This is a genomic window from Ruegeria sp. HKCCD6647-2, from assembly GCF_057221075.1.
The window spans coordinates 180658-205139 of sequence record NZ_JBWVBD010000003.1 but is presented as its reverse complement, the minus strand read 5'-3'; the positions used below and the strand labels follow the sequence as shown (position 1 = coordinate 205139).

The window sequence follows — 24482 nt, the reverse complement described above, 5'->3', positions numbered from 1 at the left end:
ACCGCCACCCAGTCGGGGGCCGGCCCGTCGCGAAGTAAAACAGTGTCATTGTTTCCCCTTCATCAGTGCCCCTGCGCTCAGTGCAGAGGTGTGTAGCAGCCCCGCGGAATGAACCCCGTGCCAGAATTCGAAAAGGTGTCGACACCATGTTCAAATACAAAAGCCCTCTCAGCCGGCTTCTCGAAGGTGCCGGTAAACACAAAGACGAAGACAACGCGGAAACCAGTGCCGTCGAAACCGAAGAGGCTGAAAAGCCTGCTCCGATTGCGGATTTCGCGGCGTTACGTCAGGCATTGGGTGGCGGTGATACGGCTGCAGAGACTTATGAAGAAGCAGATGAACTGATCCCCGAAGAAAAGATGCCCGAATTTGCCGAAGGCGATGAGGTTGAGGCAGAGGCAGAGACCGATATTGAAGAGGTCGAAGCCGAAGCCCCGGCGGAAGAGGCGGAAAAGGACGAGGATCAGATCGTCACTTTGCATTTGAGTTCAACTGCCTCGTCGGACACAGAGGAAGACATGCTGTCCGCGGTCGCGGGCGCCGCCACCGAGCCTGAGGAGGAGGAGTCTGAAGCACCTGCCGAAACAGTCGTGGCCGATGAGATCACCCCTGAACCCGCTCCGGAACCGGCGCCTGAACCCGTCGCTGAAGTGACCCCGGAACCAGTCTCGGTTGCTTCCGAGCAACCGGCACCGGCGCCTGCTACGGATCGCCGTTCCCGCGTGAAGACGACCTTCCTGGGTTTTGAGCGTGCTGACACGCATGTTCAGGAGATGATGGAAACATCGGAGCCTGTTGCCAAAACCGAAACCACTCAGCAAACCTACCCCGTGGGATGGCTGGTAGTGACTGCCGGGCCGGGCCGTGGTTCATGCGTCACGCTGACCGAAGGCCTGATGCAGATCGGTCGCAATGACGATCAGGCCATTCAACTGGATTTTGGCGACACCGGAATTTCGCGCAGCAACCATGCCGTGATCGCCTATGACCCTGAGGATCGCAAATGCTACCTCGGTCACGGCGGCAAGGCCAATCTCGTGCGCCTGAACGGCAAACCTGTCCTCAGCACCGTAGCCCTGTCCAATGGCGATGTGATCCGCATCAGCGAAACCTCGATCCGGTTCACCGCCTTCTGTGACGACGGCTTTGACTGGCGGGATGCCGACTAATGCTGGCGACCCCTGCATATGACATCGCCCTGATTCTGAATCAGGGTCAGCGCGATGCGCAGGAAGACGCGATTGCAGCCCGGGTTTCGGACTCGGCCAGCGCGGGATATGTCGTAGTCGCCGATGGCATGGGCGGTCATGATGCAGGAGATATCGCGTCAGACCTGGTCATTTCTGCATGGCGAGACGCGATGGACGTTCAGATCAATGGGCCGGACCTTGTAGAGGGTGATCTGCTCGACGCCCTTCCGTTGGCGGCAATGCAGGCCAACGCTGCCGTGGCGACCCATGGCGAAGAACACGGGATCAATCTGGGGTCCACCTTGCTGGGCATGCTGATGCTGGGTCGCCGGGTATTCTGGATATCGATCGGCGATAGCCCGTTGTATTTGTTCCGCGACAGCAGACTGACGCAGATCAATGAAGACCACTCGATGGCGCCGGTGATCGACGCGAAAGTTGCCGACGGCATCTTGTCCAAGAACGAAGCCATGGAACACCCGGACCGCAATCAGCTGACTTCAGTCATCATGGGCGCGTCAATTCCCAAAGTAGATTGCCCCGAACAGCCCCTTGCTCTGCGACCGGCTGACATACTGATCCTGGGCAGTGACGGTCTTCAATATCTCAGCAACGCCGAGATCGAGACCGTTATGCGCATCCACGTTCAATCCCCGGCTCGCGATATCGCTGATGCCCTGCTGCAAGCGTTGCAGGCGAAGGGCGATCCGGATCAGGACAACATCTCAATCGCCGTGGTCAAACCGGCGAAACCATAAAAGGCAAAGCAACAGGACCCATGAGAAAACATCTGATCATATCCAGCCTGGCCCTTGCGGCCGCGACGGGTACAGCCTCGGCGCAGGAAGCGTGCTCGACCTATGAGATTCAGCGCGGCGACAGCCTGAGAGAACTGGCGATTGCCGTCTACGCAACCGAAGATTACCGGATTATCTTCGACGCGAACCGCGACATAATCGGCTCGAACCCGAACATCATTCGTGTTGGCGATGTTCTGACCTTCCCTTGCCTCGATGAGATTGGGCGCGCACCCGAGCTGCCGGACACCGAAGCCGGCCGCATGGCTGCGGAAATGGCCGCCGAACTGGTCAAGGCCGCTGAGGAACGGGCAGAAAGAGCCATCGCCGAGGCGGAAGCCCGGGTAGCCGAGGCCGAAGCGGAAGCCAAGAAGGCAAGCGAAGAGGCTGTGCTTGCCGCCAGGGCCGCGGCCAAGCAGGAGATCGAAGCCGCCCGGGCAGAAGGCGCAGCGCTGATCCGCAATGCAGATGACGGTGAACGCCCGGAAATTCGCGACCGCCAGCTGCTTTTGATTACCGGTGGCAACTATGCCCCGTTTACCGATGAGAACTTGCCTCAGCGCGGCCTTTACACCGAGTTGGTGGAAACAGCCTTCCTGCGGGCAGCTCCGGAACAAGGTTACAAAATCCAGTTCGTCAACGATTGGTCTTCCCATCTGGACCTGTTGATGCCGACGCTGGCCTTTGATGCGACTTTCCCTTGGTCTCGCCCAGAATGCGAGGCGGCCGAAGCCCTGTCCGATTCCGATCGCAGCCGGTGCGAGACCTACAACTTTTCGAACCCGTTCTACGAAGTTGTGGACACGTTCTTTGCGCGCGACGGCTCAGGCTATGTTGATACGCTGACCTATGCAGATTTTGCCGGTGCAACGATCTGCCGTCCAGAAGGCTGGTCTCTGTCTCATATGAACGCGGTTAGCCTCTATGAACCCGTCGTAACCCTGATGCGACCGGTGTCCCCGGACGACTGTTTTCACGCGGTCATGGAAGGAAAGGCCGATATCGTCGCGATCGAAGCGCATCTGGCCGTCGAAGCCATCAACCGCCTCGGATACGAGCACCAAATCATCGAAAACCCCAACCTGGCGGCGATCAAGTCGCTTAACGTCATGACCCACAAAGATAATCCTGATGGGGAAGCGATCCTCGAGACGCTGAATCAGGGTCTGGCGATCATGCAGCAATCTGGCGAATGGCGGGACATCGTGTCCACAGCCCTGCGTCATCAAATGGAAAATGGATAAGGCTCCGAAGAAGCCTGACAACACAAATCACTGGAGGAAGTGGAAAATGTTTGATCTGAAGAAAATCGCGATGTCGGTCGTTGCCTTCACCGCCGTGAGCGCTGGGGCCGCCGCCGCGCAAGAGGCCTGTACGAATTACACCGTGACAGACGGTGACACATTGGCAACTATCGCGATCGCGGCTTATGGAACGTCAAACTATCAGCCGATCTTTAACGCAAACCGGAACATTATTTCGAACCCGGGCGTGTTGGAACCCGGTCTGGTTCTGGCCCTGCCCTGTGAGGATGGTAGCCTGCCCAACGGCCAGAGCGCGCAGGAATTAATTGCAGCGGAAGAAAAGCGCGCAGCCAGCATCAAGCGCTCAAATGTATACGCGCCGCCGATCAAGATGGTAGCTGGTAATGGTTGGGAGCCGTTTACAACTGAAGCGCTGAGTGGTGGCGGCATCATGACCCGTTTGGCTACGACCAGTCTTCAGCGTGCCGGCAATAGCCGCGATTACTCGGTCAGTTTTGTCGACGACTGGAGTTCGCACCTAGACACTCTGCTGCCACTTGGTGCCTTCGATATTTCTATCGCATGGACTGTACCGGATTGTACCAACCGCTCCTATGAGTGGTCTGCAGAAACTGAAGCCCGATGCACTCAGTTTGTTGCTTCGGTTCCGGTTTATGACGTCGTCGGTGGCTTCTTTACCTTGCCGGAGAACGAATTCGCCACGGCGACAGAATTCGCTGACTTCGAAGGCGCAACCATTTGCCGTATGACCGGATGGAGCATGGTTGTGCTTGAAGAAGTCGGGCTGAACCGCACAAACACAACGGTTGTTCAACCCAATTCGGCTCGTGAGTGCCTCGACGCCGTATTGACCGGCACAGCGGATGTTGCGGCGTTTGAAGTTGAGCTTTTCGCATCCACAATGAAGGACATGGGTTTGACTTCGTCGGACATTGTCGAAAACCCGTACGTATCCACTTTGTCGTCCATGAGCTTCCTCGCGCACCGCACCAACCCCTTTGCACGTGAGTACATCGCGATGATGAACAAAGGTTTGAATGAGATGCGCGAGTCCGGCGAATGGTACGCGATTATCTCGGACACTCTTCGCGAACAAAATGAAAAACTGAACGCAGCGTCGAACTGATCCCTCGGTTCACCTGGGCACTGGGCTGGTCATCCGACCAGCCCTTTTTTCTACAATTGCGAGCAGTTTCTCACACCGTCGGCATTGCCTCGTGGACCACCTCTCTGGTCAAGTGCAGCTAATTCAACGTTTGTATGTACAAATCATCTAAAATGCGCGGTATGTGAGCAAAAAAACGGACTTACTACGGGAATCCCCCAATATTCAGGGCGAGTATTCAAGGTAGGATAAACTCAACTACACCGGTGAGGCGCAAGCCACACCACTCACTCAGAAAGGGGCGGGCATGGGGGCCGGCCCCTTTCTTAGTTTCTGGGACAAAAAAACCGGCCTGGCGACCGGTCCGCTTGTTTCTGACACCGCTGGACAATGGGTCAGGCCCGCAGGGCCCGACCCCAACACCATCAGTCGATAATTGCGTTCAGCGTCGCACTCGGGCGCATGACGGCTGCGGCCTTGACCGGATCGGTGTGATAATACCCGCCCAGATCGGCAGGCGCGCCCTGCGCCGCCGCCAGTTCGGACAGGATCTGACCTTCCTTGTCGGCCAGTTCCTTGGCAACCGGTGCAAACTCCGCAGCGAGCTCTGCGTCGTCTGTTTGTGTCGCCAGAGCTTCGGCCCAATAGCGCGCAAACCAGTAGTGGCTATCGCGGTTATCTGGCTGACCGACTTTCCGGCTGGGCGACTTGTTGTTGTCCAGTATGCCTTGTGTTGCGGCCTCGGCTGCCGCACCCAGAACACCAGCCTTGGGATTGCCTTTGCTGTCGGCCAGGAAATTCAGCGATTCACCAAGCGCGCAGAACTCGCCCATCGAATCCCAACGCAGGTGGTTTTCTTCAACCAGCTGCTGAACGTGTTTCGGGGCTGAACCGCCGGCGCCGGTTTCGAACAGGCCGCCGCCATTCATCAGCTTGACGATGGACAGCATTTTTGCCGAAGTGCCCAGTTCAAGGATCGGGAACAGATCGGTCAGGTAGTCCCGCAGCACGTTGCCGGTGATGGCGATGCTGTCCTTGCCGGCAGTGATAGTCTCCAGCGTCTGACGGGTCGCTTCGCGTGGCGCCATGATCAGGAACTTGTCCGCAACTCCTGCCGCTTCGAGCACTGGTTTGACGTATTTGATCAGTTCCGCGTCGTGCGCGCGGTTTGCGTCCAGCCAGAAGATCGCTTCGGAACCGGTCAGGCGCTGACGGTCCATCGCCAGTTGGATCCAATTCTCGATCGGTGCTTTCTTCACTGTGCAGGAACGCCAGATATCGCCCTTTTCGACGTCATGGGAATGCAACACGTCGCCGTTTGCCAGAACGATGCGGATAGTGCCATCAGCCGGTGCCTGGAATGTGGTGGGATGTGAACCATACTCCTCGGCCTTTTGCGCCATCAGGCCGACATTGGCGACGGCCCCCACGGTGGCCGGGTTCAGAGCGCCATTGGCTTTGAAGAACTTGATGGTCTCGTCATAAACCGGCGCATAGCAGCGGTCGGGGATCACACAGTTGGTGTCGCCCTTGGCGCCGGCTTCATCCCAGCCCTTGCCGCCCGCGCGGATCACGGCGGGCATCGAGGCGTCGATGATGACGTCCGACGGCACGTGTAGGTTGGTGATACCCTTGTCGCTGTCAACCATGTACATGGATGGACGATCTGCCTTGATCGCATTTATGGCCGCCATGATGTCAGCATTGTCTTTGACACGTTCAAGCAGGTCACCCATGCCTGAGTTCGGGTTTACGCCCAAAGCATCCAGTTCAGCGCCGAATTTCTCAAAGACAGGAGCCAACCACGCCTTGACGGCATAGCCGAAGATGATCGGGTCCGATACCTTCATCATGGTTGCTTTCATGTGCAACGAAAACATGGTGCCGTCTTTCTTTGTGTCCTCGATGGCGTCTGCCAGGAAGGAAGACAGAGCCTTGACCGACATGAAGGTCGCGTCCGCCACGGTGCCTTCGTCCAGCGACCAACCGTCCTTCAGAAGGGTCACATTGCCGTCCTTGCCGACGAACTCGATCTTTGCGTCACCGGCCTGAGCAGCAGTAATAGTGGCTGATTTTTCATTCGCGTAGAAATCGCTGCCGGGCATGGATGACACTTTGGTCCGGCTCGTCGCGGACCATTCCCCCATCGAATGCGGGTTCTTCTGGGCATAGTTTTTTACAGCTCGCGCCGCGCGGCGGTCGCTGTTACCCTCGCGAAGAACCGGGTTCACGGCCGACCCTTTGATGGCATCATACCGTGCGCGGATCGCTTCCTCTTCATCGGTCGAGGGCTCTTCAGGATAGTTCGGAATGTCATATCCCTGCGACTGCAGTTCTTCGATGGCAGCGACCAGTTGCGGGACCGAGGCCGAGATGTTCGGCAGCTTGATCACATTGGCATCCGGTGTCTTAACCAACTCACCCAAGGCGGCCAGATCATCGGTGATGCGCTGGTCGTCGGTCAGGTTTTCAGGGAATGTCGCCAGAATGCGGCCTGCCAGCGAAATATCCTTGGTGCCAACGCTGACACCCGCCGCCGAGGCAAACTTGCGGATGATGGGCAGGAACGAGGCGCTCGCCAGCTCCGGCGCTTCGTCTACAATGGTATACAATATATCGAAGTTCGATTTTTCTGCCATATTCCCTTACCTTTTTGAAGCCTTTCAGGGGCGTGCGATCCAAGAGTGTGTGCCACAGTCCAAAACTGGCACCGAGCCGTAACGGGACGATGAAGCCCCACGGGTGACTCTGATTTGACAGGGCCTCCCATAAATCAGGATTGGCCCGGGATCAATCGTATATAGGCGCGCATATTGACACGGGTTGTGCGCAGCCCAGGCATTTTGAAAGCCGTTTTTTCCTAAAATAGTATCTTGCAGGGTACTGACGGCACAGGGGCATAAGTCTTGGATTTCAACACCGTATGTCACTAAGTATTCGTACCCATCCTGGTTCGGATGCATTCAGCGAAGGCCGCAATAGCCTTGTCGATATCAGTGCTTGATGCCGCATGGGCCTGTTTAGGCACAGCAAATCAAGATTGATCCAACGCTTACTATCCACCCCTGGGCCGTTCAAGAATGTCCGCTCACCCCATCGGAAACACGATCTCAAACCGCGCTCCCGTTTCGGACGGGACCAGAGCAATCCGGCCTCCGTGCGCGCCCAAAAGGTTTGCGGCGATAGTCAGGCCCATGCCTGTGCCGCCTTCCTCGCGGGCCGTTGTGAAGAAGGGTGAGAAAATGCGATTGCGGTTGCCCTCGGACACGCCGGGACCGTCGTCCATGACCGTCAGGTTTTTTGGAGTTGATGTCAGGATCACACTTTTGGCTCCGTGCCGGCGGGCGTTGTCCAACAGTTGCTGCAAAACAACTCGAAGTCCTGAGACCGCCAACGGCAAGTCTTGTTCGCCGCCTTCGATCACCAAATCCAGCTCGGGGTAACTTGCGCGCAGATCCGGGGCCAGATCGAAAAGCCGGCATGTTCCGTGATGATCCGGAGAGCGTGCTGCCGCGACCCGGTTCAGCGCGCTCAACTGGTTCTGCATCTGATCGCCGGCACCTAGAAGCTGATCCAGCAGCGCGCGATCCTCATTGCTTAGCGTATCGGAGTCCTGCAACAACTCACCTGCCGCGCGAATGGCTGTGACGGGGGTTTTCAGCTCATGCGTGACATGGTCGGCGAAACTTCGGATAGAAGCTTCGCGTCGTTGCAACGTTTCAGCCATGTCGAGGACTGATCCCGCCAGCCGGGTCAATTCCTGTGTGCCATAGTGATCGGGTGGGGCGGCGTGTTCTCCTCTTTGAACTGCAGCTGAATACAGAGCCAATGCCGTAATGGGGCGCAGCAACAGCCGCACCAGAAGAAAACCCAGTGCAGCGGTTGCCAGACCGATCAGAACCGCCAGCAAAGTTGCTGCGTTGCGATATCCGATCTCGGGTCCCAGATAACGCAGCGCGACTAGCCCCATCAGCGACAGGATCAGGGTACCCGCCAAACCACCGCCCAGTACAAACCCCAGAGAGGGCCGCCATTTGCGTTTCACCCTTGCCATTGCCCCATCCGCAGACCGATCCCGTGTACGGTGTCAATCGCACCGACCCAACCTTGTTCGCCCAGCTTGCGTCGCAAATTGCGCAAGTGGCTGTCGAGAGTTCGATCTGCAACCGAACTGCCGGCGCCATAGATCGCGTCGATTAGCTGCGGGCGTGAAACGATGGCCTGTGGTGTTTGCATCAGACGGTGCAGAATGGACAATTCGGTCGCAGTCAGAGCGAGCGGTGCGCCTTCCACACGTGCGGAGTGACCTGCCACGTCCAGTTCCAAGGGGCCATGCCGCAGAACCGGTTCTAAACCCTGCGCAGAACTGCGTTTCAAAATCGCCTTGATCCGCGCGACCAGTTCCCTTGGGCTGAAGGGCTTGGTGACGTAATCGTCAGCACCCAGCTCCAGGCCGAGTATCCGGTCAATCTCATCATCGCGGGCCGTCAGAAACAGGATCGGCACATCGGATCGCGCACGCAGACGACGGCAGACCTCCAGCCCATCGAGCTCGGGTAGTCCGACGTCCAGAACCACCAAAGCAGGTGCTTCGCGGAGTGCATGGGTCAGGGCCTTTTGACCGTCGCGTGCTGTAAATACCTGATAACCTGCTCGCTCCAGTGTAATCGACACAAGCTCGCGCAGGCGCGGGTCGTCATCAACGACGAGAACTTTCATGACCTGCCTCCTGCCTGGTTTCGATGTCCAGACTACGATTCACCCGATGCGCGCGAAACCCCCATTCCCGCCAATCGCCGATATGTGGCGCGATTGCCGGGCATCCCGTCGGGCGTGGAGAGGCCTCGATCTCGGTGGCGGCCATCGGGCCAAGCTGACAGACATAGTATTCATCATAGAGTTCTGAATGGCGCAGGTTTTCCCGCGCAATCAGGGCGGCAAAATTGACAAAACTGCATGCATAGAGCACCGCCAGCCCCAGTCCCGTCGTCCGTAAGAGCAACCACTTGTTCGAGCGACCGCGTAGAATTTGCCAGCCGGTCAGGCAGAGCCCGGCCGCAACAAGGGCCATCCAGATGGCCGCGTGGACACGCAGATACGTCAGACCGTATGCGTCGACATAAAGCGACAACCGAAGCAGCGAGGACAGCACCAATAATACGTTTTGCCCGAGCCACATCATCATCCAGCCGCGCAGACCTTTGCCTTCTTCCAGAAAAGGGCGCGCGGCCAGGGCAAAGGCACCGGCCAGAAGCGCGGTCACCAACAAAGGGTAGGCGCCGCGATGGGCATATTCCGCGTAACTCATGCCTGTCGGTAAGTCGGCGTCGCCCCAGAGGTACACGGCATCCATCAGCGTCTGTACAGACAGCAACAGGTTGAACAGGATCAGGGCGTTCGCTACGGATTGCGCATTCAGTCCAAAAGAAGGCAGGGACCGTTTTCGCCGTGGCCCTTGTTTGGCGCGCAGCAAAGCGGGCTGTGTCGCGACGGCCAATACCGGCCAAATCAGAAACGCCGTGCCCAACCAAAACAACAGGCGATCAAGGCGGATATCAAACCGCCAGAACCGATCTGCCCAATCGGACAATACCGGATTGGCCGAGATCATCAACGCGGCGAGAACCAGCGACCCACCAACTGGAAACCCCCAACTGCGCAAGAGCCTTAGCCCGAAGCCATTTGTCATCGTGGCGGTCTTGCCATGCCGCGCGAGTTCGACCACCTGAAAGACGGACAGTACCGGGTACAACCCTAAAAACCGACGCAACGAAGCTCCATCCCAATTCCCCAGCACTGCCCAACACAAGGCGACCGATGATCCCGCGATAAGGAACGTGACAGACAACGCCTGTACATACTCGATCACAGGCAAAAGGCTGAAAATCAGCAACAGCGCCGGGCCTGCCAGATTTTTGTGCCACCCCAACTGCATGCAAACCGCCGCCGCGACGGCCACAGCGAATACGGCCAGTGACACGCCGGGAGGGTGATCCAGAAAAAGGACGTCGGCCAAGGCCACAAGTACCACCAAAGCCCCCAGTGCCTGTCGCCAACGGCGCCCTTTCACACGCGACGTCCTGTCCGGCGCCGCGTCAGGCGTGTCCAGCCACCAGCTGTCCTGCAGAATAGAGCCGGGAATTCCCCGTACGACAAACTGTCCCATTAGTTTTGCTCCGAGTTTTTTGTGCAAGTTCCGTGTGCCCTGAACGGGTGCAGATGCTTGCGCAGAGAACGTGCAGAATCTGTGCAGACCGCCGTTTTGGTGACTGAGGGCTCTTTCCCTTGGCAGCGCCTCTGGCTAGAACAGCCCTCCAACCGAATGCACGGAGGCCCCCTTTGGATCGCATCGCCAGCACCATCGCCACGGAAATCAAAGCCCGCCCCGAGCAGGTGGGTGCAGCGGTCAAACTGTTGGATAACGGGGCAACAGTTCCCTTTGTTGCCCGATACCGCAAAGAGGTGACCGGCGGGCTGGATGATTCCCAGCTAAGGATTCTGGCGGATCGATTGACTTATCTGCGTGAGCTTGAGGCCCGGCGCGAGTCCATCCTTGGGTCAATCAAAGATCAGGGAAAGCTGACTGATGATTTGGCGAAGTCCATCGCGCAGGCGGATACCAAGGCGCAGTTGGAAGACATCTACCTGCCGTTCAAGCCAAAGCGCCGCACCAAGGCGATGATCGCGCGCGAAAATGGTCTCGAACCTTTGGCGGAATCCGTTCTGGCCGACCGAACGGCAAAGCCCGAAACGCTGGCCGAGGGCTATGTAACCGAAGCGGTTCCGACTATAAAAGACGCCCTGAACGGCGCACGGGACATTATCACCGAACGTCTGACAGAGGATGCGACCTTGCTTGGCGAATTGCGCGAGTTCATGCAAAGCGAAGCCCTGCTGAGCGCCAAGGTGATCGACGGGAAACAGCAGGAAGGTGCCAAGTTCAGCGACTATTTTGATCACTCCGAACTGTGGTCCTCGGTCCCGTCGCACCGGGCACTGGCTATGCTGCGCGCCTCGAAAGAGGGGATCGTGACGCTGGATATTGCCCCCAATCCCGAATCCGGGGCGGCCCGGGCCGAGACGATTGTTGCCGCGCATTTGGATACGCGCGGTGATGGGCCAGGTGATGCCTGGTTGCGCAAAGTCGCGGGCTGGACGTGGCGGGTGAAGCTTTCCTTGTCGATGATGGTCGAGTTGATGGCCGATCTGCGCGCCCGCGCTCAGGAGGAAGCCATTCAGGTATTTTCGCGTAACCTCAAGGATTTGCTGTTGTCGGCACCTGCCGGGGCCCGGGCAACGCTGGGCCTTGATCCCGGCATTCGTACTGGTGTGAAAGCAGCGGTCGTTGACGCGACGGGCAAGGTGCTTGCGACCGATACACTCTACCCCTTTCAACCCAAGAACGACCTGCGCGGCGCTCAGGACACGATTTACCGGCTGATCACAACCCATAACATCGAGCTGGTCGCCATCGGAAACGGAACCGCCAGCCGTGAGACAGAGCGCTTTGTCGCCGATACGCTCAAGCTGTTGCCCAAAACAGTAAAGACCCCGACAAAGGTAGTCGTGTCCGAGGCCGGAGCTTCGGTCTATTCAGCCTCGGAACTGGCGGCGCGCGAGTTTCCCGATCTTGACGTTTCCCTGCGCGGGGCGGTTTCCATTGCGCGGCGCCTGCAGGACCCCCTCGCGGAACTGGTGAAGATCGAGCCCAAAAGCATTGGCGTCGGCCAGTACCAGCACGACGTGGACCAGCACCGTTTGTCGCAATCGCTGGAGGCGGTCATCGAAGATGTGGTCAACGCCGTGGGCGTCGACCTCAACACTGCGTCAGCGCCACTGCTGTCCCATGTTTCCGGGCTAGGGCCAGGGCTGGCCGAGGCAATCGTGATGCATCGCGATGTGAATGGCGCTTTTGAATCTCGAAAAGATCTGATGAAAGTTGCGCGCCTTGGTCCCCGCGCCTTTGAGCAATGCGCTGGGTTCTTGCGCATTCGGGACGGTTCTGAACCACTGGACGCATCCTCTGTTCACCCCGAGGCGTATGACGTGGCCCGCCGCGTGGTCGCGGCCTGCGGACGCGACATCCGACAGATCATGGGCCAGGAAGGCGTCCTGAAACGGTTGCGTGCCGAGCAGTTCGTGGATGACAGGTTCGGCCTTCCAACCATCCGTGATATCTTTACCGAACTTGAAAAACCGGGCCGTGACCCTCGCCCGAGTTTCGTAACCGCGTCATTTGCGGACGGGGTGGAAGAGATTACCGATCTGAAGCCGGGGATGTCACTGGAAGGTACAGTTACAAACGTCGCCGCGTTTGGTGCGTTCGTGGATATTGGTGTGCATCAGGACGGTCTTGTCCACATCAGTCAGCTCGCCGACAGGTTCGTGAAAGATCCGCATGACGTGGTCAAAGCGGGCCAGGTCGTCAAAGTACGAGTGGTTGAAGTTGACGTCCAACGCAAGCGCATTGGGTTGACGATGCGAAAAGATGGCGGTGCTACAGGGGGCCATACCGGAAAACGGGGCAAGTTCTCCTGAGCCGACCTAACGCAGGCCTCAACATTTGCGGGGCTATCTGTTTCTCGAAAACAAGTATTGACGCAAGGCCATCCGCTATCCCAGTATCGCCGGGATCACAGCAGGAAGGCCAGTGGTTGTGCACGTCAGTTCCGTTCAGCCCATGATGCGTCGTCAGACCGGGTGCGATCTCGTCGCCTGACCCGAGGGTCCTAGCGCGCTTGCGCCAGAGCCGCCTTCGGGCCTGAATTCTTCTTCCAGCACCAGATACCACATGACACAGACACATGGATTGCGCATGGCAATCGATATTGGCGGCACGTTCACCGACACCGTGCTGATGAACAACGCCTCGGAAATTGTGGCAACGACAAAAACGCCGACAACCCCGCATCAGCCCGCCGTAGGCGCATTGGAGGGCGCAAGCCGGGTGCTTGCCAGCGCAGGCGCACATTGGGATCAGGTCACCGGCCTGATCCACGGAACCACCCTTGCCACCAACGCGCTGATCGAGCGTCGAGGAGCGATAACCGCAACAATCACGACGCAGGGCTTTCGGGACATTCTGGAAATCGCTTATGAACGTCGGTACAGCCAGTATGCGATCAATCTGGTCAAGCCCGACCTGATTGTGCCGCGCACCCACGCCCTGACAATTGGGGGGCGTATGGATGCCCAGGGGTGCGAACTGGCGCCGCTGGACGAAGCGCAGGTTTCATCACTAGCGCAGGAACTCAGTGAACTGGGGGTCGAGGCAGTCGCGATCTGTCTGCTTCATTCCTATGCAAACCCTGCGCATGAACTGCGCCTGAAGGAACTTTTGTCTCAACAGTGGCCAGAACTGATCATCTCACTCAGTCACGAAATCAGCCCGGAAGCACGGGAATTCGATCGCCTTTGCACCACAATCGCAAACGCCTACATTCAGCCTCTTATGGCGGGCTATCTGGCGGATTTCGAAAACCGCTTCAGGGACATAGGTCTGGCTTGCCCGATCCTGATGATGACGGCCGGTGGCGGGATGACGACGGTCGAAACGGCTGCGCGATTGCCAATTCGTCTGGTCGAATCCGGACCTGCGGGCGGTGCCATTCTTGCGGCACGCATCGCGCAGGAAACCGACGAGACCCAAGTGCTGTCCTTCGACATGGGCGGCACGACGGCCAAGCTGTGCCTGATTGACGAGTTTCGCCCGCAGACCGCCCGAAAATTTGAAATCTCGCGTGCCGAACGTTTCATCAAAGGGTCGGGTATGCCGGTCAGAATTCCCGTTATCGAGATGATCGAGATCGGCGCAGGCGGTGGGTCTATTGCCCGCGTTGACCGGCTGGGACGTGTTCAGGTCGGGCCGCACAGCGCGGGGTCTGATCCGGGCCCTGCTGCCTTTGGCAAAGGTGGGACACATCCGACAGTTACCGACGCCGATATCGCACAGGGCCTGATAGAACCAACGCGCTTTGCCGAGGGGCGGCTGGCGATCGATCGTGACGCTGCTAAATCTGCTTTGAACGAAGATGTCGGGCGCCACCTAAGCCTGCAGCCTGACAAAGCCGCCTTTGCGGTCAGCGAGATTGTAGACGAAAGCATGGCCAGCGCGGGGCGAATGCACGCGGTCGAATCCGGCAAGGATCTTGAGCAGCGCGTCATGATCGCGTTCGGTGGCAATGGTCCTCTGCACGCCACCCGGGTGGCGCGACGGTCGCGGATGAACCGGATCCTTATTCCACGCGATCCTGGCGTTGGGTCGGCGGTCGGCTTTCTTTTCGCGCCGGTCTCGTATGAGATCATCAGGTCTCGATATGCCCGGCTTGAGACGCTGGATGTAAAAGGGCTGAACAGTTTCTTCGACACAATGTACAACGAGGCTTTGGCGGTCGTTCGCGCCGGGGCGCCAACCGGAGATCTGTCGCAAAGGCGGGTCGCGTTCATGCGGTATCATGGGCAAGGGCATGAGATCGAAATTCGACTACCTGATCGCGCAATGAGCCTTGCAGATCTGCCAAACCTGAAAGCCGCATTCGAAGCCGAATACAGCCGCCAATTCAGCCGGACGGTTCCCGGCATGACAATTGAAATCCTGAACTGGGGACTGTCGGTATCATCCGCTGCACCTGCCCTTCGACCGCGCGCGGAAACACCCGCCACCAAATTGCGGAACGCGAGCGAAACGCGCGAAATTCTGTGCGACGTTACCAGAACATGGCGCGCGGCCGGATTGTTCAACCGCGACGATCTAAAGCCCGGGGACAAAGTCAATGGCCCTGCCCTGATCGTCGAAGCACAAACTACGACCTGCATCAGCGCAGATTTCAGTGCCACGATCGACGGGCAAGGCAATATCTGGCTGACACGAGACAAGGAGGCCGCAACATGACACCGTCCGATACACGTCTTCAGGTGATGTGGAACCGGTTGCTTGCCGTGGTCGAGGAACAGGGTCAGGCCCTGATCCGCGCGGCTTTCAGCCCCATCGTCCGCGAATGCGGTGACATCTCGGCAGGAATATTCGACGAGCGTGGCCGGATGCTGGCGCAGGCTGTCACCGGCACCCCCGGCCATATCAACACGATGGCCGAAGCGGTCAAAACCCTGCGTGATCGCTTTCCGGTCCCCGACATGCAACCCGGCGATATTTACATGACCAACGATCCATGGATCGCGTCAGGGCATCTGAATGACTTCCTGCTGATGATGCCGGTTTTCTACGGCGACCGGGTGATCGGATTTACGGCCTGCACCTCGCATCTGGTCGATTTGGGCGGGCTTGGTATGGGGCCGGAAGGTAGCGATATCTATGACGAAGGGTTGCTGATTCCGCCCTGCAAACTAGTCAGTCAGGGCCAGGTCAACGCTTTGCTGCTCGACATCGTAAAGGCCAATTCACGAGAACCGATTGCCAACGAGGGCGACATCTATGCGTTGATCGCCTGTTGCGAGGCTGGATCGGATCGGCTTGTGCAAATGATGGACGAATTCGGCATCAGCGACCTTTGCGTCCTGTCGGAATACATCATCGAAACGTCGCGACGCGGAACGCTCGACGCCATCGCAGCTTTGCCAAACGGCACGTGGCATCACGTGTTGAAGGTCGACGGCTATGAGAGCGAAATCGAGTTGCACGCTACCCTGACAATTGCCGACGATCACCTGCTGTTGGATTTCTCCGGAACAGACGGTTGTGTTGGCAAGGGGATCAACGTGCCGTTGAACTATGCCACGGCTTATTCCGTCTTTGCACTGCGCTGCATAATTGGGGCGGACATACCAAACAATGCAGGCTCGCTTGAGCCGTTTCGCGTTACGGGTCCCAAGGGCTGTATCCTCAATGCTCAGCCCCCTGCCCCGGTTGCGATGCGGCATACGCTGGGTCAGATGACGCCTGATCTGGTCTATGGGTGCCTGTCTCAGGTCCTGCCCGAGGTGGTCCCGGCCGAAGGCGCCTCTTGCATGTATGACCTGCCCCTGCGCCATGCCGCCAAGGCCACGGATCGGGGGGATGACCTATTCGCGCTCGAGCTGGTTTTTAATGGCGGGACCGGAGCGCGCCCTTCGCTGGATGGTCTGTCGGCCACGGCCTTCCCCAGTGGCGTCTGGGGCAGTCAGGTCGAAACGACCGAGGCAGTCTCACCAGTCCTGTTTCACCGACGGGAACTGCGCGTTGACTCCGGTGGCGCGGGTAGGTTTCGCGGCGGGCTTGGGCAACAAATCGAAATCAGCGCGTCCAAGGATCAGGACCTGATGCTGTTTCTGTCGGTTGAGCGGGTGCTTAATCCGGCCAAAGGGCGCGATGGCGGCCAGAACGGTGCACCCGGCTGTATCAGGGTTGATCCGGAAGGAAAAACTCTGCCGGGTAAAGGGGAGTTTCGCATTCGTGCAGGCGAAACCCTCGTTTTCGAAACACCCGGAGGCGGTGGTTTCGGCGCCCCATCAGAGCGAGCGCAGGAGGCGTTGCAAAACGATGTTGACGCCGGGTTGGTCAGTGAAAAAGCTTCCCGCCAAGTGTACGGAGGATGCTCATGACGACGCCCCGCCTCCATATCGCGCACATGGCGCCCTATGCGCTGGCCGATTTGACCGCGCCGGTTGGAAAACCGCTGATCTCACTGTCCCAGAATGAAAGCCTGCGCCCGCCCAGCCCACTGGCCATCGCTGCGGCAACCGAGACGTTGGGTCGAGGAAACCTCTATCCGGATCCAGACTGGACAGACCTCCGCCATGCACTGGCGGAACTGCACAGGCTCGAGGCTGAGCAGATCCTGTGCGGCAACGGCTCGCTGGACCTGATCGGGTGTATTGCCCGGGTCTATTCGGGCGAAGACCGTGCGGTCTTGGCCCCGGCACACGCTTACCCATTCTTCCGGACGGCAGCACAAATGGCGAACGCCCGATTTGACACCGCCCCCGAGGATAAAGCGGTCGTCAGTGTTGATGCATTGCTGGAGGGCATTCGCCCGGATACCGGGATCGTCTTTGTGGCCAATCCCGGAAACCCGACGGGCACGCGGATATCCAAGACAGAACTGATCCGGCTGCGAAACTCTTTGCGCCCTGACATCCTGTTGGTGATCGACGAAGCTTATGGCGAGTTTGCCGACGATCTGAAAGAGCGCTGCTTTGATATGGTTCAGGGCGGAAACACTTTGGTTCTGCGGACGTTTTCCAAAGCCTACGGAATGGCGGGTTACCGCGTTGGGTGGGGGTACTTTCCACCTGCTATTGCCGCCGAATTGCGTAAAGTCCTGAACCCCAACGCAATCACGGCTCCGACGCAGGCTGCGGCCAAGGCGGCCGTCCAAGATGATACGTACATGCGTGAGACCTGCGCCATGACCGCCGACCTGCGAGAGTGGGCCGAAGCTGAGCTAAGGCATGCAGGTTTGCGCACTTACCAAAGTTTCACGAATTTTCTTCTGATCGACATGGGCAGCGCTGACGCTGCGGCCGCGGCAGACATGGCGCTTCGGCAAGAGGGTATTTTCCTGCGTGCCCAATCCGGCGCAGGCCTGCCGAACACCCTGCGCATGACAATCGGCCCGAAGCCCGCGATGGAGGCCGCACTCAACGGTCTGAAGCACTGGAAGGAGACTGCCCAATGACAGCGTCAAGAGGCCGGGCCCGGTTGGGCATACTGGTGCCGTTTACAAACACCAACCTCGAACCCGACATGGTGCTGATGCGACCCGATGGTGTGTCACTGCATTTTGGGCGAATGGGTGGGTACGACGGGGATGAAATCCCGGATGCAGACCAGATGCACGGACTTGGAGCCGCCGATCTGGATGAGCCATTGCATCTTTTGCTGGGCGCAAGACCGGATGTGATACTGTACGGCTGCACCTCGGCAACGTTGACGCACGGCCCGGAATTCGACCGCGCGCTTGCGGCGAAAATCACTGCCAGTTGCGGTGCCCATACCGTTACGGCCGCGGGGGCTCTTGCAAACGCGCTCACCAAACTGGATGCAAAGCGCATCGGATTTGCCTCTCCCTATGTCTCTGCGATCAACGATATGGCAGTGCACTTTCTGGCGATGTTGGGGTTTGAAACCGTTCAGCGCTCCGAGGTGACCGAGACGCTCGACAATACCGGACAAGGCGCGCTTGATCCTGATGCGGTGTTCGACCTTGGGCGCAAGGCGGATCACCCCGACGCCGACGTTATTGTCTTGTCCTGCACCGACATGCGCAGCGTCGAGGCACTGGAGAGGCTCGAAGAAACTCTCGGCAAACCGGTAATCAGTTCAAATCAGGCGATGCTTTTTGCGGCCCTTGAAGCCTTGGAGCTCCGTGACCCTATCAAGGGATTTGGGCAACTTTTGTCAAACCGGGACTGAGTGCGGGTGACGTGAAGTCCTGCACCGTTCCTTCGGCAAAAATACCTAAGGGGACTCGATCGAAACCTTCAAGTCATTCAGCGCCTGACTGCCCGGCAACTGGCTCAGCGCTTCATCCAGAACGCCCAGAGTGGCCTCGCGCCCGTCAACCGCAGCGGTGATCCGGGCCAGCATGACCCACGCTTCTTCGCGCTGCGGGTCCATGCGCACGACTTCTCGGAAGGCACCCTGGGCGGCAGGGAAGTTTCTCAACGTCAGCGCCATGCCGCCCAGAACCAAATGCGTTTCCGGAAAATCAATCCGCGCTTGCAATGTTTGCTGCCATTCTGACATCGCCAACCGCATATCCGCGCCAGCCCGTTTTGAAAGATCGGTATTCGGGGCTGTCAGCATCGCCTTTGCCGCCTCGATCCGCACCATGCGCTTTGGATCACTCAACAAGCCACTCACACGCTGCGCGAATAGCTGTGGCGGTGCAGCCTGCTGGACCGATATCGCCGCTGCCCGGACCAGAGGGTCATCGTCGGCAAGCAAAGGCGCCATGTCATCAGCCGTGTTTGCATCGGCTCCTTGAGACAGCAACCACAGGGCCGTTGCGCGGATAAGTCCGGGTTGGCTTTTGTCCAGCGCCAGTTCGCTCAAATCCGGCAGTGCAGCGGTGGGGTTGGCCCGTCCGGCCGCCAATGCGACTGCATAATGCGGGCGCGAGGCGGAATCCGTGTAGCGCTTTGCAATCTCCTTGGCCGCCCACTCTGCGGTCTGGTCCGAGTGGCAATCCGTACATGCATCGGGCGCTCCGGTTGTTGCCGCCAGATCGGGCCGGGGAATACGAAAGCTGTGATCCCGCCGGCCATCGATACCCATATAGTCGCGCTCGATCATGTGGCAGTTTTTGCATAGCGCCCCATCGGATCCTTCGGCATGGAAGTGATGTGAAGAGTCATCATAGGTTTTCAATGGCAGCGACGGGAAATCTGGGTTTCCCGCCGGAGAGTGGCACTGTGTGCAAACCGTGTTGCCTTCGGCTTTCAGGGTCGCAGTGTGTGCGTCGTGACAATTCTGGCAGCTTACACCCTTGTCATACATCTTCGATTGCAGGAAAGAGCCGTACACGTAGACCTCATCCAGAATCTGTCCGTCAGCGTGATACAGTCCCGGGCGCAGCAAAGACAGGTTGTACGCGTCATGAAATGGGGTGCCGGGCAACGGGTTGCCGTCCCCAAACGGCTCACGCCGGGAATGGCAGGTGGCGCATTGCTGTATCGTTGCCTCGGGTTCCGCCGCCCGAAAATCCATCGAAAAACCAAAGCCGGCGGGCGCTGTCGCACCCGGTGTTTCAGCCCATTCAACGTGCCGCGAACCGGGGCCATGGCAGGCCTCGCAACCTACACCGATCTCGGCTTGGGTCGATGAATAAGACTGACGGTGTTCATCAAATCGTTTTTCGAACCCGGTCGCGTGGCATTCTGCACACCGGGCATTCCAGTTTTTGTAAGGACCAGTCCAATGCAATCCATCATCTGCTGGCAACTTCTGTTCAGGATAGAGGTGATACCATCGCTCTTTTTCAACATCCCACACAACGTCAAAGCTCTGAACTCGTCCCGGTTCTGTCTCGATCAGGTATTGCTGTAGCGGCGCGACCCCCGCGACCGAATGCACGGTATAATCGCTTGTCGTCCCGTCAGCTTCGAACAGGCGAACGCGAAAGGTTTCATCTTCAATGGAGAATTCATATCGAACACCGTCATATTCGAAGCTTGTTCCATCAAAATCGGCCAGAACTGTTTCGGGCGACGGCATGGTCCACGCCAGCGCGTGGTGAGACCCGGCCCAAGCTTCAGTGGCGTCTGAATGACAGGTCTTGCATTGCTGGGACCCGACATAGTCAACCGTTTCGTCAGTGGTTTGTGCGGTAGCCGTCGCAATCGACCAAAACCCGGCAACAACAGTCAGGATCATTGAACGGATCATGGGATGCTCCTGCCTGTTGCATGACCGGGGTTTAAAGGTGGAAGCGACCGGTTGACGCCCGGCTTCGTGTGGCCGGTACGAAACCCTCGTACTGCAGCCTGCAAAAGAGTCCATGCCTCAGCCTCATCCGTATCTTCGTTGGCTGGGCCATAACGCGCCGCTCCGATCTGCGCCAATGCAGCCTTGATTGACGGATCCCGTCTGGGATCGTAGTCGCGATCCCTTTCGCCCCATAGGTTCAACGCGTCCAGGCTGGCGGCAAGTTCCTGCCGCTTGATAGCGGCAAGCAAGGTGTCACGCGCGTATTCAACAGAAGCAAGATAGCGTGACTTTCGCGCTGCATAATGGCGCGTCCACAATGACCAAACCGGCTTCCACACAATCCAAAGAAGTCCCAGTACCGCAACAAACCCGCCGCCGATCCAGAGCAATGTGCGCAGGGGCAGCTCTGACACAGGCCGCGCAACTGGGGCATCCACAGTCAACGGAATCCCTTCGATGGTTGCCGTTTCGATCTGACCCGTGTCCAGATTGAACCAGTCCACGACGACAGCGTCAGCCATTCCGTTGCCACCGCTTTGCGCAAGATACGTTACTTGTTCCACCCGGGTTCCTCCGATCACGCCGCGCTGATTGGTTTCGGTCAAAACCGGTTCAGATGGATAGGTTGCAATCCCTTCAATCGGTGGGGCTGGAACAAGCGCTGGGATGAACATGGGAGAGGTGCCCTCGATCTCGGCGGTAACTGTTCGTGTGATGCTGTCGCCGGGTGAAAGCGGCGATTGCTCGCCGGACATCTCCTGTGTCAATTCCAGCTTTGTGGCGCCAATGAACGGGTCCATGCCCTCAGCACCTTCCGGCAGAGTTCCGGTGATGATGATGGCATCGATACCCGCGCGATCTTCGCGTGGGGCATTGGTGTCGGGGTCTGCCCAGGTCACGATCAGGTCCTGCGGCGGAATTTCGAAACGGCCCGGGGCCATTGGCATGATGCGATAGCGGCGAGTGACACCCGACCATGTGTCGCCACCGACACTTTCGCTGACTGGGTTTGTAGATCGTTCCGGCAGCCGAACATTCAGGTTTGCAGCCTCGAAGCTGGGAAAGACAACCGGTTTCGGCATCCATGTCGGCACCAACACCTTGATGCGAAGATCAATCGACTGCCCGGGTACCGCTTCTTCCGCCGACAGTTCAACGGACACGCGCGGTGCGAGGTCACCTTGCGCCATGACCGAGCTTGCGAAAAGAAGAAAGGCAGTGCAGGGCTTGATCAGTTGCATCATTGCCCCGCACTCGCTTCGAACTGGAACCGCATCCGCAGAAAATCTCCGGTGCTTGTGTCGACGGTGTTCATCCACTGCTCGGTGCTAAGGACTGTATCCTCCCCCTGAGGCTGGTTTTCTAGTTGAGTTTCCGCCCCCCGCGCGGCCTCATTGTCAAAGACCACATCATCTGCGCCAATCCCGGCTTCTTCTCCTGTATCCGAGGCTTCGCGCGTGGCTTCCACGTATTCGACGATTTCCTGAGCGGTTTGCAGGTTTTCCTCGGCGCCCGGGAAATTTGGGTCGCGTTCCAACGTGGTTTCGAAGGCGCGTACACCGTCGCGATATTGCCGGTTCTTGATATGTGCCAGACCCTGCGTGAAGGCTGCTTCAGCTGTATCAAGGCGCTCAAGAACTTCAATCGCTTCGTCGTAACGGCCCGCTCGATAGAGCGCGTAGCCTTTCCATTGCGGGTCCACAAATGCGTCGGCTGCGTTTGAAAAATCGTTTTGGTGGAAGGCCCGATAACCCTGCTGATCGGGCGTCCAGAACCAATCGGTGATACCATCGGCCCGCACGGAAGACGGAGCGATGGTCGATGCCACAAGCGCGACAAGAGCGGCGGCCCATCGCATTGTCCAACCCTGCCGAAACCAGATTAGGGTCAGCAGAACCGCCGGAACCGCCAGCCACCAACCGCGATCCTCCCAGGGTTGGTCCCCATTCTGCAAGATGGCGCGGCGATAGTCCGTATTGAGCAATCGGTCCAGTCTCGCCACATCCGAGCCGTCAGCGGTCGCGCGGATCACGGGCACAGAACTCAGCAGGTCGAGGCCCTGGTCGCCAACGCCATCCGGCAGCATTGCCAAGGCGGCGATCATAGCATCCCCTTCAGCTTCGATCTGATTTGCATCGGTTGTACTCAGCCCGTCGAGAACGAACAGGATACCACCCGCCTGTTCGGCCTCCAGGAGCGTCTTGGCAAGATCGAGAGCCGTCAGAGCATTCGATCCGTCCTCGGGCATGACTTCGGGCAGCAGACCCTCGAGATAGGGCAACATGACCTGAGGGTCTTCGGTGAACGGAAGAACACGATGCGCGGTTCCGGCGTAAGCCACCAACGCGGTACGTCCGCCAGCGCGTAAATCCAGCAGGTCGCGAATTTTGAATTTCGCCCGCTCCAGCCGGTCTGGCGGCAGATCCGGCGATATCATCGACGGGGTCACTTCCAGTGCGATGACCAGCGGGCCGGTCTTGGCCAGGAATGGATCGACCTGCCGTGTCCAGGTTGGGCCGGACGCACCGAGTAAGGCAAGGGTCAGTATCAGCGCGGCGTGGTCGATCGGCAGATACCACCCCCGCCCTGAATTACCGACAGTCAGGGCCTTTCGCAGATGCGGCGCGATCCGGTCCGACATCGGCTCTGTGCGGGTGGCAGCACGTCGGTTGATCCACCAAAGGCCCAGCAGAGGGATCAACAGAAGCAACCAGAGCGGTCGCAGGAAGTGAAAGGCTTCCAGAAACAGTGCGAGATCTGACAAGAGCAGATCCATCACGCAGCCCTCCACCCAACGCGGCGAATTGTCAGCACGGCCAGAGTGAACAGGCCCAGAATCGCGGCCAACGCCAAGGCAATCGGGGCCAGCTGGGTGCGCGGACGATACGAAACCTGCTCGACCAGCCGTGGCGACAATTCGTCGATCCGTGCGTAGACAGCCGCCAGCGCCTCTGCATCGGACGCAAAAAAGGAACTGCCACCCGTCCGTTCGGCTATGTCCGTCAAGGCTTGCGTATCGACACGATTCTCGCCCGTTGCGTTGGGGTCACCGACCGCAATCGTGTGGATTTCGACGCCTTTGCTGCGCGCGATCTCTGCAGCATTCAACGGACTCATGCGGCTGCCGGTGTCACTTCCGTCGGACAACAAGATCATCAGTCGCTGGTCGACATCACTGGTTTCGAATGTCCGAATTCCCAACCCAATGGCGTCTCCAATGACGGTGTTTGGACCAGCCATGCCAACCTCGGTGAGTTCCACAAGGTCGCTGATCGTTGCCAGATCCTCGGTCAGCGGCGCCTGAAGGAAGGCTCGGGTGCCAAAGACGATCAATGCGATGCGGTCGCCGTCGCGCTCGGCAACGAAGTCCTGAACGACATCCTTTACCGCAGCCAGCCGTTGTACCCGGTCCCCGTTCGGGGTTTCGAAATCGACGGTGTCCATCGATCCGGAAATATCGAGGGCCAATACCACGTCGCGGGCGGATCGTGTTATTTCAATTGGCTCGCCCAATCTTTCCGGACGCGCAAGGGCCAGGACCAAAAGCACCCAGATTGCCATCGCTGTCACCATCTGCAAACGTGTCCGGTGCAGGATCACCGCCCCCGGTGAGGGCTTAACCTCGGCCGCTACAACGATTTTTCGGAAGAATGGGAATCTGAGCGCAGAAACTTTTTCCTTCCGCGCAGGCAAGTAACGCCAGACAATCACGGGCAACGGCAAGAGCAACAAAGCGTATGGAAAGCCGAGCGCAAGCAC

The 24482-nt window shown here is 58.6% G+C and carries 17 protein-coding genes; 9 read left to right on the top strand and 8 right to left on the bottom strand.

Translation table 11 applies throughout. The features are described from left to right. The first annotated feature begins 146 nt into the window (after positions 1-146). The 4 genes from AC2TDJ_RS10045 to AC2TDJ_RS10030 are packed head-to-tail and all read left to right on the top strand — an operon-like array spanning position 147 to position 4378. Positions 147-1169: an FHA domain-containing protein gene (locus AC2TDJ_RS10045; RefSeq protein WP_480841764.1), complete on the top strand. Its 1023-nt coding sequence runs from the start codon at positions 147-149 to the stop codon at positions 1167-1169. Further along, complete coding sequence (locus AC2TDJ_RS10040; protein WP_480841761.1) at positions 1169-1948, top strand: PP2C family protein-serine/threonine phosphatase; 780 nt, start codon at positions 1169-1171, stop codon at positions 1946-1948. Before AC2TDJ_RS10045 ends, AC2TDJ_RS10040 begins: the two co-directional genes overlap by 1 nt. Before the next feature lie 20 nt (positions 1949-1968). Beyond that, the gene (locus AC2TDJ_RS10035; RefSeq protein ID WP_480841759.1) at positions 1969-3231 is read left to right on the top strand and encodes a substrate-binding periplasmic protein; all 1263 of its coding nucleotides are present in this window, start codon (positions 1969-1971) and stop codon (positions 3229-3231) included. 46 nt (positions 3232-3277) lie between these two features. Next, entirely contained in the window at positions 3278-4378 is a 1101-nt protein-coding gene (locus AC2TDJ_RS10030) for a peptidoglycan-binding protein LysM (RefSeq protein WP_480841757.1), read from the top strand. Between the two features lie 404 nt (positions 4379-4782). On the opposite strand, the gene AC2TDJ_RS10025 is transcribed toward AC2TDJ_RS10030, so the two are convergent. From AC2TDJ_RS10025 to AC2TDJ_RS10010, 4 genes are all read right to left on the bottom strand, one after another. Next, entirely contained in the window at positions 4783-6996 is a 2214-nt protein-coding gene (locus AC2TDJ_RS10025; protein WP_480841755.1) for an NADP-dependent isocitrate dehydrogenase, read from the bottom strand. 449 nt (positions 6997-7445) lie between these two features. Beyond that, entirely contained in the window at positions 7446-8411 is a 966-nt protein-coding gene (locus AC2TDJ_RS10020; RefSeq protein ID WP_480841753.1) for a sensor histidine kinase, read from the bottom strand. Then, the gene (locus AC2TDJ_RS10015; protein WP_480841751.1) at positions 8399-9076 is read right to left on the bottom strand and encodes a response regulator transcription factor; all 678 of its coding nucleotides are present in this window, start codon (positions 9074-9076) and stop codon (positions 8399-8401) included. The genes AC2TDJ_RS10020 and AC2TDJ_RS10015 overlap by 13 nt, the downstream gene beginning before the upstream one ends. Then, positions 9057-10523, bottom strand: a complete 1467-nt coding sequence (locus AC2TDJ_RS10010; protein ID WP_480841749.1) for a DUF4153 domain-containing protein — start codon at positions 10521-10523, stop codon at positions 9057-9059. Before AC2TDJ_RS10010 ends, AC2TDJ_RS10015 begins: the two co-directional genes overlap by 20 nt. Before the next feature lie 173 nt (positions 10524-10696). Here AC2TDJ_RS10010 and AC2TDJ_RS10005 point away from each other — a divergent pair, with 173 nt between their 5' ends. The 5 genes from AC2TDJ_RS10005 to AC2TDJ_RS09985 all read left to right on the top strand — a co-directional run bounded on the left by AC2TDJ_RS10005 (position 10697) and on the right by AC2TDJ_RS09985 (position 18707). Beyond that, the gene (locus AC2TDJ_RS10005; RefSeq protein WP_480841748.1) at positions 10697-12895 is read left to right on the top strand and encodes a Tex family protein; all 2199 of its coding nucleotides are present in this window, start codon (positions 10697-10699) and stop codon (positions 12893-12895) included. 253 nt (positions 12896-13148) lie between these two features. Then, positions 13149-15248, top strand: coding sequence for a hydantoinase/oxoprolinase family protein (locus tag AC2TDJ_RS10000; protein ID WP_480841746.1), 2100 nt, complete (start codon positions 13149-13151; stop codon positions 15246-15248). Continuing rightward, on the top strand, positions 15245-16894 hold the full coding sequence (locus AC2TDJ_RS09995) for a hydantoinase B/oxoprolinase family protein (RefSeq protein ID WP_480841744.1): 1650 nt from the start codon (positions 15245-15247) through the stop codon (positions 16892-16894). The genes AC2TDJ_RS10000 and AC2TDJ_RS09995 overlap by 4 nt, the downstream gene beginning before the upstream one ends. Next, entirely contained in the window at positions 16891-17970 is a 1080-nt protein-coding gene (locus tag AC2TDJ_RS09990; protein ID WP_480841742.1) for a pyridoxal phosphate-dependent aminotransferase, read from the top strand. The genes AC2TDJ_RS09995 and AC2TDJ_RS09990 overlap by 4 nt, the downstream gene beginning before the upstream one ends. Then, positions 17967-18707, top strand: a complete 741-nt coding sequence (locus tag AC2TDJ_RS09985; RefSeq protein WP_480841740.1) for a maleate cis-trans isomerase family protein — start codon at positions 17967-17969, stop codon at positions 18705-18707. The genes AC2TDJ_RS09990 and AC2TDJ_RS09985 overlap by 4 nt, the downstream gene beginning before the upstream one ends. A 45-nt stretch (positions 18708-18752) precedes the next feature. Here the strand turns inward: AC2TDJ_RS09985 and AC2TDJ_RS09980 are convergent, their stop codons facing one another. From AC2TDJ_RS09980 to AC2TDJ_RS09965, 4 genes are read right to left on the bottom strand one after another with little or no spacing between them, the layout of a single operon-like run. After that, positions 18753-20681 (bottom strand): multiheme c-type cytochrome, encoded by a 1929-nt coding sequence (locus AC2TDJ_RS09980; protein ID WP_480841738.1) that lies wholly within the window; start codon positions 20679-20681, stop codon positions 18753-18755. Then, positions 20678-21964: a hypothetical protein gene (locus AC2TDJ_RS09975; RefSeq protein WP_480841736.1), complete on the bottom strand. Its 1287-nt coding sequence runs from the start codon at positions 21962-21964 to the stop codon at positions 20678-20680. The genes AC2TDJ_RS09980 and AC2TDJ_RS09975 overlap by 4 nt, the downstream gene beginning before the upstream one ends. Beyond that, positions 21964-23499, bottom strand: a complete 1536-nt coding sequence (locus AC2TDJ_RS09970; protein ID WP_480842248.1) for a VWA domain-containing protein — start codon at positions 23497-23499, stop codon at positions 21964-21966. The genes AC2TDJ_RS09975 and AC2TDJ_RS09970 overlap by 1 nt, the downstream gene beginning before the upstream one ends. Beyond that, on the bottom strand, positions 23499-24482 hold the full coding sequence (locus AC2TDJ_RS09965) for a VWA domain-containing protein (RefSeq protein ID WP_480841735.1): 984 nt from the start codon (positions 24480-24482) through the stop codon (positions 23499-23501). Before AC2TDJ_RS09965 ends, AC2TDJ_RS09970 begins: the two co-directional genes overlap by 1 nt.

What these genes read in the sequence shown, in the direction of transcription:
- AC2TDJ_RS10045 (WP_480841764.1), top strand. Translation starts at nt 147, where the DNA reads ATGTTCAAATACAAAAGCCCTCTCAGCCGGCTTCTCGAAGGTGCCGGT.
- AC2TDJ_RS10040 (WP_480841761.1), top strand. Translation starts at nt 1,169, where the DNA reads ATGCTGGCGACCCCTGCATATGACATCGCCCTGATTCTGAATCAGGGT.
- AC2TDJ_RS10035 (WP_480841759.1), top strand. Translation starts at nt 1,969, where the DNA reads ATGAGAAAACATCTGATCATATCCAGCCTGGCCCTTGCGGCCGCGACG.
- AC2TDJ_RS10030 (WP_480841757.1), top strand. Translation starts at nt 3,278, where the DNA reads ATGTTTGATCTGAAGAAAATCGCGATGTCGGTCGTTGCCTTCACCGCC.
- AC2TDJ_RS10025 (WP_480841755.1), bottom strand. Translation starts at nt 6,996, where the DNA reads ATGGCAGAAAAATCGAACTTCGATATATTGTATACCATTGTAGACGAA.
- AC2TDJ_RS10020 (WP_480841753.1), bottom strand. Translation starts at nt 8,411, where the DNA reads ATGGCAAGGGTGAAACGCAAATGGCGGCCCTCTCTGGGGTTTGTACTG.
- AC2TDJ_RS10015 (WP_480841751.1), bottom strand. Translation starts at nt 9,076, where the DNA reads ATGAAAGTTCTCGTCGTTGATGACGACCCGCGCCTGCGCGAGCTTGTG.
- AC2TDJ_RS10010 (WP_480841749.1), bottom strand. Translation starts at nt 10,523, where the DNA reads ATGGGACAGTTTGTCGTACGGGGAATTCCCGGCTCTATTCTGCAGGAC.
- AC2TDJ_RS10000 (WP_480841746.1), top strand. Translation starts at nt 13,149, where the DNA reads ATGACACAGACACATGGATTGCGCATGGCAATCGATATTGGCGGCACG.
- AC2TDJ_RS09995 (WP_480841744.1), top strand. Translation starts at nt 15,245, where the DNA reads ATGACACCGTCCGATACACGTCTTCAGGTGATGTGGAACCGGTTGCTT.
- AC2TDJ_RS09990 (WP_480841742.1), top strand. Translation starts at nt 16,891, where the DNA reads ATGACGACGCCCCGCCTCCATATCGCGCACATGGCGCCCTATGCGCTG.
- AC2TDJ_RS09985 (WP_480841740.1), top strand. Translation starts at nt 17,967, where the DNA reads ATGACAGCGTCAAGAGGCCGGGCCCGGTTGGGCATACTGGTGCCGTTT.
- AC2TDJ_RS09980 (WP_480841738.1), bottom strand. Translation starts at nt 20,681, where the DNA reads ATGATCCGTTCAATGATCCTGACTGTTGTTGCCGGGTTTTGGTCGATT.
- AC2TDJ_RS09975 (WP_480841736.1), bottom strand. Translation starts at nt 21,964, where the DNA reads ATGCAACTGATCAAGCCCTGCACTGCCTTTCTTCTTTTCGCAAGCTCG.
- AC2TDJ_RS09970 (WP_480842248.1), bottom strand. Translation starts at nt 23,499, where the DNA reads ATGGATCTGCTCTTGTCAGATCTCGCACTGTTTCTGGAAGCCTTTCAC.